Annotated in this window: 6 protein-coding genes; 4 read left to right on the forward strand and 2 right to left on the reverse strand. The window is 50.4% G+C overall.

Going from position 1 to position 9005, the window contains the following annotated elements:
* From GX117_05560 to GX117_05575, 4 genes are all read left to right on the forward strand, one after another.
* Positions 1 to 654 (forward strand): zinc-binding dehydrogenase (locus tag GX117_05560; GenBank protein ID NLO32811.1); only part of this gene is annotated, 654 nt, incomplete at its 5' end.
* Positions 655 to 775: 121 nt separating this feature from the next.
* The gene (locus GX117_05565) at positions 776 to 2608 is read left to right on the forward strand and encodes a hypothetical protein (GenBank protein ID NLO32812.1); all 1833 of its coding nucleotides are present in this window, start codon (positions 776 to 778) and stop codon (positions 2606 to 2608) included.
* A gap of 203 nt (positions 2609 to 2811) precedes the next feature.
* Complete coding sequence (locus tag GX117_05570) at positions 2812 to 4317, forward strand: PilT/PilU family type 4a pilus ATPase (GenBank protein NLO32813.1); 1506 nt, start codon at positions 2812 to 2814, stop codon at positions 4315 to 4317.
* A 172-nt stretch (positions 4318 to 4489) separates the two neighbouring features.
* Entirely contained in the window at positions 4490 to 5431 is a 942-nt protein-coding gene (locus GX117_05575; GenBank protein NLO32814.1) for an HD domain-containing protein, read from the forward strand.
* Positions 5432 to 5452: 21 nt separating this feature from the next.
* Here the strand turns inward: GX117_05575 and GX117_05580 are convergent, their stop codons facing one another.
* Both GX117_05580 and mnmG read right to left on the reverse strand, forming a co-directional pair.
* Positions 5453 to 7453 (reverse strand): hypothetical protein, encoded by a 2001-nt coding sequence (locus GX117_05580; GenBank protein ID NLO32815.1) that lies wholly within the window; start codon positions 7451 to 7453, stop codon positions 5453 to 5455.
* Between the two features lie 109 nt (positions 7454 to 7562).
* On the reverse strand, positions 7563 to 9005 hold a 1443-nt coding region (gene mnmG, locus GX117_05585), incomplete at its 5' end, for a tRNA uridine-5-carboxymethylaminomethyl(34) synthesis enzyme MnmG (GenBank protein NLO32816.1).

A 9005-nucleotide genomic window follows, 5' to 3' on the forward strand; every position in this document is an offset into this window, starting at 1 on the left:
CCCTTGGAAGTTGCCGCTATGATTGATCCTGCGGCAATCGCCTTGCACGCGCTCCATCGCGCCGGCGGCGTACGTGCCGGCGAAACGGTTGCTGTCTTCGGAACAGGTCCCATCGGGCTCATGGCCGCACAGTGGGCAGAGATTTCCGGAGCAGGCAACGTCATCCTTTTTGATGAAGATCCCAAGAAATGTGCATTGGCACGCGAACTGGGATTCCGATACAGCTTTAACAGCGCAGACCGAGATATTTTTGAGATCATAAAGGACTTGACCCATGGTTTGGGGATGGACATTGCCATTGATACAGAAGGGACGGTAACATCGATGTCAGGATGTATCAATGCCGTGGGTATAGGCGGCTGCGCCATATTATTGGCCCTTCCCACTGCGGAGATACCCGCTACCCCCGCCACGCTGACCCAGGTGATCCATCGCGAAATTTCTATTATAGGCAGCTGGAATTCCGTCTTCAGAACTTCAGGTAACCGCGATGATTGGCAGGCTGTCCTTCGCTCCATTAATGCGGGACACCTCCTCTTAGAACCGCTCATTAGCCATCGCGTTACCCTTGCCAATGCCTGCGATACAATCCACTCCATGCAAAACAAATCGATGACCGCCATGAAAGTAATCATCCAGCCTATACTCGGATAAGGGGACGGGAAGATAGTATCGATCCTATAGGGCTTGGCGTTGGTGTATTGTCACGATCGGGAACATAAAGACCATTTTGTTCATAAATTCAAGGTAGTAACTGAATAAGGATAGACAGATCATGAGACAATTTTCCTTGCCTATGTGGTGCAAGCCTCTCGCGTTGGTTTTATGCTTGTCCGTAGGACTCATTCCCGCCATGGTGCAGGCGGATGAAGACCTTTACCAAGGCAGCCGCTACGAGGGCAATGATATTTTCGCCGATACGTGGGTTGCCTGCGACGCCTTGGGAAGAACCCAACCGGATGCATCTGAGGTAGGCCTGCCTCGACAAAACAAATGGGTGGGTATTTTTTATTGGACTTGGCACTTCCCCTATAAGAATGGGCCCAATGATAACACCAAGATTATTGAAGCCGCCGGAACAAGCAAGGAGATTGATTGGCCTTCCAACGGCACACCCAATCATTGGGGTGAACCGGAACTGGGCTACTATCGGATGACCGATCCCTTTGTCATTCGCAAACATGCAAGTATGTTGGCAGACGCCGGTATTGACGTCATTCTTTTTGATACAACGAACCCGCCCCATACGTGGAAAAATGAATATGAGGCACTTTGTCGCGAATACGAAGCCATGAGACAGGAAGGAGTCCGTACGCCTTACATAGCCTTTATAACCCCTTTCTGGAACCCTTCCGAAGTAGTCAAACGCCTTTGGAACGACTTGTATAAACCCGGATTATGGAAAGAGCTGTGGTTTCAATGGGAAGGGAAACCTCTGTTGCTTAGCGATCCTGATCAAGTGGAAATTCCCGAAGCGTCAGACTTTTTCACCTTCCGCCGGCCTATGCCCGATTATTGGGATGGTCCGAGCGACACTGATCAGTGGAGCTGGCTGGAAGTCTATCCCCAACATGTCTTTCGCAATAGCAAAGGGGAAGCAGAACAGATGAGCGTGGGTGTCGCACAGAATGCGCTGCCTGATACACCGGGTCCCGCTCCCATGAGTGATGCACGGGGTGCCATGGGCAGAAGTTGGCACGGGGGCAGCAAAGATACGCGGGAAGGCGCTGTTAATCTCGGCCTGAATTTTGAAGAACAATGGAAGCGCGCTTTGGAAGTGGATCCCAGTTTCATTTTTGTTACCGGTTGGAATGAATGGACCACGCTCCGCTTTGAATCGTGGCACATTTACACCGATGAGACCAGTTATTACAAAGGCGGGCTTTTTGTAGATCAATATAACCAGGAATACAGCCGAGATTGTGAACCCATGCGCGGCGGACATACCGATAGCTATTACTATCAGCTGGCGTCGTCGGTGAGAAAATACAAAGGCGTTCGCCCCCGTCCCGAAGCAACAGCTCCTACAGCGATCGTCGTTGACGGATACTTTGATGATTGGAAGGAGGTTCTGCCCGAATATCGCGATACCATTGGCGATGTTGCCCATAGAGATCATTTGGGTTACGGCGAGATCCCCTATAAAAATGAATCAGGCCGTAATGATTTTGTTATTTTGAAGGCGGCTTACGATGCGGAATATCTCTATTTTTATGCCCAGACCGATGCGCCCATTACACCGCACACCGACCCCTATTGGATGCTGCTGTTTATCGACAGTGATTGTGACGCACAGACGGGATGGCTGGGTTACGACTACCTCATCAATCTCGAGACCGTGAATGAGACAGAGACCGTCGTCAAAAGCTGGCATAAGGACCGTTGGGAAACTGTGGGTAGAGGAAATTACCGGGTTAATGGGAATGGCATGGAACTACGTGTGCCCCGTCCATTGGTCAAGCAAGAGGGAGACACGCCTTATTTCGATTTCCATTGGGCCGATAATATCAGCGGCTTTAGCGATATTTCCGAATTCGGTGTGAATGGGGACAGTGCCCCAAACCGACGCTGGAATTATCGCTATTCTGTTGCTAATCCTTTGCCTTAAAAATGACTCATCCCCAACGCTGTGCGCTGCGGGAAAAAACGCGCTAGACCTTTTCCTCCATAACGAGACGCTTCCTCTTTAACATGAGCACAGTTTTTATTGATGCGGACAGATAGAATGTGTACAATATATTTTGAATGCGTGCGTGACGTATAGTCAAGTTTGAAGTTGATGGAATCGACTTTATCAATGGGAGGCGGCGTATGGCATCTTTTGTATTGGGTATCGGTCAGAAACAGACGCTGCGCAATATCGTTCGTCTTATCGAGTCCCGTATCGTAAAAACGGAGGGCGCTCCCCGTCGGATTTCGCTTTGGACCGATGATTATTCCATCGAAGTACGGCGAACCCAATTTAAAGGAGATTACGAGCATTACGATCTTCGAATACCTAAAGAAGACATCGATGAATCTTCCTTAAAAAGCCTAGCCGCGGAATATCCAAACGAATTTTCTTTAGAGGAAGACACGAGGCTATGGCACATTGTCTGTCCCGCTGAAACCCAGTCCTTTTCGCAAAGAGTCTTGGACGCGCTCAATAAGCTGAGCGGCATGGTTCATTTTCCGGAGATCTGGCGTGCGGAAGGTTTCGACTTTCGGATTGACCCCGTCAATATTGAAATGCTCTTTCATGCCATGGTCCAGTATCACGCCAGTGATGTCCACTTGACTGCAGGACTGAGCCCCGTCTTCCGCATCGATAACGATACGCGCTACTCCGAGCTGATGTCGCCCTTATCCAGTATGCAGATTTTGGATTTGATCAAACGCATTGCGCCCTTGGAATTTTGGGCGGAATTCGAGAATTACAAACAGACCAGTTTCAGTTATCATCAGGCCGGCGTCGGCTACGCCCGCGTTTCCGCTTTTATCAAACATGGGACCCCCCATTGCACCTTCCGGTATCTTCCCGAAAAAATTCCCAGTTTTGAAGATTTGAATGTGCCGCCCGAACAGATGCAGTCTATCGCTGAGACACCCCGCGGTTTGATTATCGTAAGCGGCATGACAGGCAGCGGCAAGACGACGACCATGGCGGCCCTTGTGGATTGGATCAACACCCACAAATCACTGCATATTCTCACCATCGAAAACCCCATTGAATACGTTCATTACAACAAAAAATCGATTATTTCGCAACGCAGCATCGGTACGGACGTGGGTTCTTTCAGTGAAGCAGTGACCGGCGCACTACGCCATGATCCCGACGTGATCTTGATCGGTGAAATGCGTGACCCGGACACGATCCGCGCCGCCATTAATGCAGCAGCAACGGGGCACCTTGTGATCACAACACTGCACTCGAACACCGCCTATGAAGTGATCAACCGAATTGTAAGCTTCTTTGATCCCATTGAACGTGATTTGGTGCGGCTCCAGCTCCGCGACTGTTTGAAAGGGGTGATTTGCCAGCGTCTCGTCCCCAAAATCGGGGGCGGCCGTCTGCCCGCTTTAGAATTCTTGTTTAATGATATCAAACCCATTGCCGATGCCATTCTTAAGGGAGATACGGATCTTATCCGCATAGGGATGCAGCAGACGGTTGGCCATTCGATGCTCTTCGAGAACTATCTTTACAAGATGTTTAAGAACGGTATCATCGATCTCGAAAAAGCCCGAAGTTCCTGTACTGACGTCAGTATCTTTGATCAAATGCGTATGGGCACCTACGCCGTGCCACGTCTGGACAGTATCAAGGGAATGGCATAATGGGCTCTTTCGGATGCAATATGCTACCATAGGGCGCATATAAATGGTGTCGATATTGTTAGTGTGAAACAGATACTCACTTAGGCTGTCCATCTCTGATAAGAGGGCGCGAGGAAGTCTCCGGGTCTTGGACACAACTGCCACTAAGGTTGAAAAGGGAGTCTTTTTATATATGAAAAATCAATATGTAAATAAATTACAAGAAGGCGACAGAGTCAATGACTATTTTATTGTCGCGCGTAAAGATCTGCGTACCAAACAGGATGGAGGAAAATTTCTCGGTCTTGTATTCAAAGATAAAACCGGCGAAATTGGCGGTATCATGTGGAACAATGTCATGGATACGGTCAAATTGTTTGAATTGGGCGATGTTGTCAACGTGCGCGGCATGGTAGGCTCTTTCCAAGACCGGCTGCAACTGCGGGTGGAACAAATTTTCCCCTTACGCGAGAGCGATTACAGTCTTGACGATCTTATTGTCCAACCGGAGAATCAAAACGATACGGTCAAAAAATTTGAGCAAATCTTGGAAGGGCTGCAAAACAGCCATTGCCGTAATTTAGTGCTGTCCTTTTGGAAAGATAAAGACTTCCATGAAAAATACATCTCGGCGGCGGCCGGGAAAAAATGGCATCATGCCTTTAAAGGCGGGTTGATACGTCATTGTTATGAAATGATGGTGATCGGCGAAACCATGTGTACCCTCTTCCCTGAAATGAACCGCGACCTTTTGATGACCGTTATTTTCCTCCATGATATAGGCAAGATATATGAGATGAGCCACGGGTTGACCTCAGAATATACGACCGAAGGGAAACTGTTGGGACATCTGCATATTGGCTCTGTCATGGTGCAGCAGAAGATGGACGCCATAGCCGACTTTCCCGACAAGCTGCGCCTCGAAATACTCCATTGCATCCTGTCTCATCATGGTGAATTGATGAACGGTTCACCCGTTACGCCGCGCACACTCGAAGCAATTGTATTGCATCACATTGATAATCTCGATGCGCAAGCAGCAGCCTTTACCCGAATAATCCGTGAAACCAAAGAGAAGGGAATGGCTTGGTCTGAATATCTGCCTTTGATTGATCGTGTCATCTGGGCGGAATAAGCTTTAGCGGGCTCCGGCCTTTTATACGATTGTTTCGCCATCATAATCAGCGGGAATATCTACGCCCAGCTGTGCCAAGGCAGTGACACCCAAATCCTGAATATGCGGCGTTTCCGCAGCCAAGGGCTTGTTGGAAAACAAAATGCCGGGACAATTCATATAATCCGTGGAAGCGTGTTCGCCGCTCCACTTGTCCATCACCGGTTCCATCACGGCTTCGCCCACGCCGCCGCGGGATGTCTGACGGCCGCTTTGATAATAGGGAGCATATCCCAAAGAGATATCGGGCGCTTGTGCTGCAGTTTCACCGGTGTATACCGTATGGGGATAGAGTTTGGAGAAAATCTTCGCACCTGTTTGCGGGTCTTTGACCTCAGCGAGCTTGTCTTGCAATTCTGCAATCAATGCCTCCGCATCAGCCCGCTCTACAATACCCCCTGTCTCTCTGCCTTTCACATTCAAATAGAGCGAGCTTAAGCCCACAGAATACGCCTTGGTTTTACTCCAATCGACTCCCATCAAGAATCCGCGATCGGCCAACGCCGGATCTTTAACAGCCAGATAGCCTTCATCGCGCAGCCACGTGTTAAGGTTGAAGCCTTGCCGCCAAGATCCGAAGCCATGGTCGGAAAATACAAAGAGCGTGTCTTCATCACGCAGTTCTTTGAGTACCGCTCCTGCTTGTGCATCTGCCCGTTTATAGGTGTATTCCAGCGCCGTCTTCCAGTGTTCCGGCGCATCGGCACTGTAATAAGGATGCTTCTCATCACGATACCGCCAGAACATGTGTCCCGCACGGTCCGTAGCAGTCCAGGCACTTAACAGGAAATCAAAGTCGCCCCGTTTCAATTCATCCAAGGTCAGCTGATCGCGAAACGACATGGTCGTATCGAAATCTTTGAGAAAGGCATCCTCTTCCAAGTCGTTTTGGCGCACGGCGTGGGTGTCATAAGCCCAGCCGATAGTCTTGTACAATCCAAAGCGGCCCTTCAACTCGGCGCTGTAAGAAGCGGGCGAGCTCAGTGTCGTATAGGGCGCATCCGGATGGTATTGGACGCATGACATGTAGATGCGGACACAGTCGCCAATTTCCATCGGGTAGAATCGGGTCATTCCCAGAATATCCACCTCCGGCGTCATCTTAAAATGCAGTTCCAGCCAAGGCGACCATTGACCCTCTTCGAGTTCAATGGACACGGTATCTGCAGTGACGGTACCGCGGCGATCTTTTCGATTCACTTGGAAACGTAAGGGAGATTTCACATAGGCTTGGGGAGAGCTGAAAGGATAGCGATTATCCCGTGGGCCGGGTATGGGCAATAACGCCTCGTCCATACCGTCAAAACGCAGGCTGATACGCTGCCCGCCGCCGAGATCCTCTTTGAGCGCTTCAGGGGTAAAGCTGTCCGACAAAGAAAAATACGTGCTTGTGGTGCCGCGCAAATCGGGCACACCTAAGGCGCTGATCATGATCCCATTTTCCAAAGGGTCGGGCGGAAAAGCAAAAGGAATATTCAGGACTTTGCCTTTCATGCCCTGTTGATCCGCAACAGACCAAAAGGGGGTTCCTTTACGGTAGTTAACGCAGTCCGCCGCTTCTATCAGCGAACCGTCCGGCGTCAACTTGTACGGGTTCAGCTTGCCCGTACCCACCAGCGGCAGGGGACCGTTTTGTCCCGCCGGATCACGGCGGATAAAATCAAAAATATTGTGACCACCGGGATTTTTACAAGTGGCATAGCTATTCCAAGCCACAGGAGATTGGGGCGGTATGGTCGATTGAAGGCGCGAATAGCCGCCCATATCACGAAGGCGCTGCAAGTTGGGAAGGTCACCCTGCGCCAACATTTCATCTACGATGGAAGGCTCCATCCCGTCATAGCCAAGCATGATGACGCGGCCGCGCTGCTGTGCATGGGATTTACCAATATAAAACAGACTGGTCGCTGCCGTTGCGCCCAGCGCGGCAGTACGTAAGAAACTGCGGCGGCTTGGTTTGATAGCGTTGTTTGCATCTGTCAATGTACTATTCCTTTTGTCTGTTGCTCCCCTGCATACGCTGTTCATTGTACCCTTCTTTCCCAAAGCACTTCACACCCTATATATTAACCTAACATTGATGGGAGCTATTCTATTCTTCTGCCCTGTCGCCTTTCTGTTTTGATTTGTGCATTTTTGTAAGGTGAATGTGCAACACGGCAATATCACTGGAACGTACGCCGGGAACACGTGACGCCTGACCAAAGGTCAAGGGCTTCACCTCTTTGAGCCGCTGCCGACTCTCTAAAGGCAATCCGGAAATATGATCATAGTCCAGATTCTCTGGAATGGTCAATCGCTCCGCCTTTTCGAAACGTTCGATGGTCTTCTTTTCTCTGTCGAGGTAGCCCCCATATTTGACGCGAATTTCTATTTGTTCCTGCGTCTCAAAATCCAAATATGCAGGGGGCGCACAGAATTCCCAAAGTTGTTTAAGCGTTATGCCCGGCCGTTTCAAAATCTGTTTGGCGGACAAGGGACTGAGCGCTTCCGTTTCTCCCGCCTCACGGAGAAAGGTGTTCAACGCACTGTCCGGCGCTAACACCACGCTTTCCAGTCGTTGGATCTCTTGCTCAATCCGCTGCTCACGCTCTTCAACACGGGCGCGGAGTCCCTCATTGCGAATGCCGTATTCCGCCAAACGCAGGTCAGCGTTGTCATGCCGTAAATGGAGCCGGTATTCCGCCCTGGAGGTAAAGAGACGGTAAGGCTCAAGGACACCCCGCGTAACAATATCATCCACCATCACACCGAGATAGGCTTCATTTCGGCCAATGATAAGAGGCGCTTTATTTTCCAACAGGCGTATGGCGTTGAAGGCGGCATAAAGCCCCTGCGCCGCCGCCTCTTCATAGCCGGAGGTGCCGTTGATCTGCCCCGCATGAAAAAGGCCCGCGATCTTTTTGGTCTCCAAGGTCAGTTTCAGTTGGGTGGGCGGAATATAATCGTATTCTACGGCATAGCCGGGGCGAATGATCTCAGCCTCTTCCAAGCCCGGACAGCTGTGCAGCATATCCCGTTGAACGTCCTCGGGAAGACTGGTCGACAAACCGTTCACATAGAATTCGGCGGTCTCCAAACCTTCCGGTTCCAAAAATAAATGATGCCGAAGTTTATCCGGAAATTTAACGATTTTATCTTCAATGCTCGGACAATATCGGATACCGATGCCTTCAATACGCCCGGAATAAAGGGGGCTGCGGTCCATATTGGCATTAATGATGTCCCGCGTCTTCTCGGTAGTATGGGTGAGCCAGCAGGAAACGAGGTTGCGATCGAAGCCCTCAACAGGCGTGGAAAAAGAGAAGGGACGGGGTAATTCATCGCCCGGCTGTTCATGCAGTTTATCAAAACGAATGCTGCGTTTATGGATTCGGGCGCAGGTTCCGGTTTTGAGCCGGCCCACGGGAAAGCCGAGCTGCCGATAGCATGCGCTCAGCGAATCTGCCGAAGAGGAGCCGCTGCGACCGCCGGAAATAGATCTCATACCGTAGTGCAGCGTGCCGCGCAGAAAAGTACCGGTACATACGATGAC

Source organism: Candidatus Hydrogenedentota bacterium (genome assembly GCA_012523015.1).
Lineage (GTDB): Bacteria > Hydrogenedentota > Hydrogenedentia > Hydrogenedentales > CAITNO01 > JAAYBJ01.

Bases quoted from the DNA above. Each gene is read 5' to 3' on its own strand.
- GX117_05565 (NLO32812.1), top strand. From the start codon at position 776: ATGAGACAATTTTCCTTGCCTATGTGGTGCAAGCCTCTCGCGTTGGTT.
- GX117_05570 (NLO32813.1), top strand. From the start codon at position 2,812: ATGGCATCTTTTGTATTGGGTATCGGTCAGAAACAGACGCTGCGCAAT.
- GX117_05575 (NLO32814.1), top strand. From the start codon at position 4,490: ATGAAAAATCAATATGTAAATAAATTACAAGAAGGCGACAGAGTCAAT.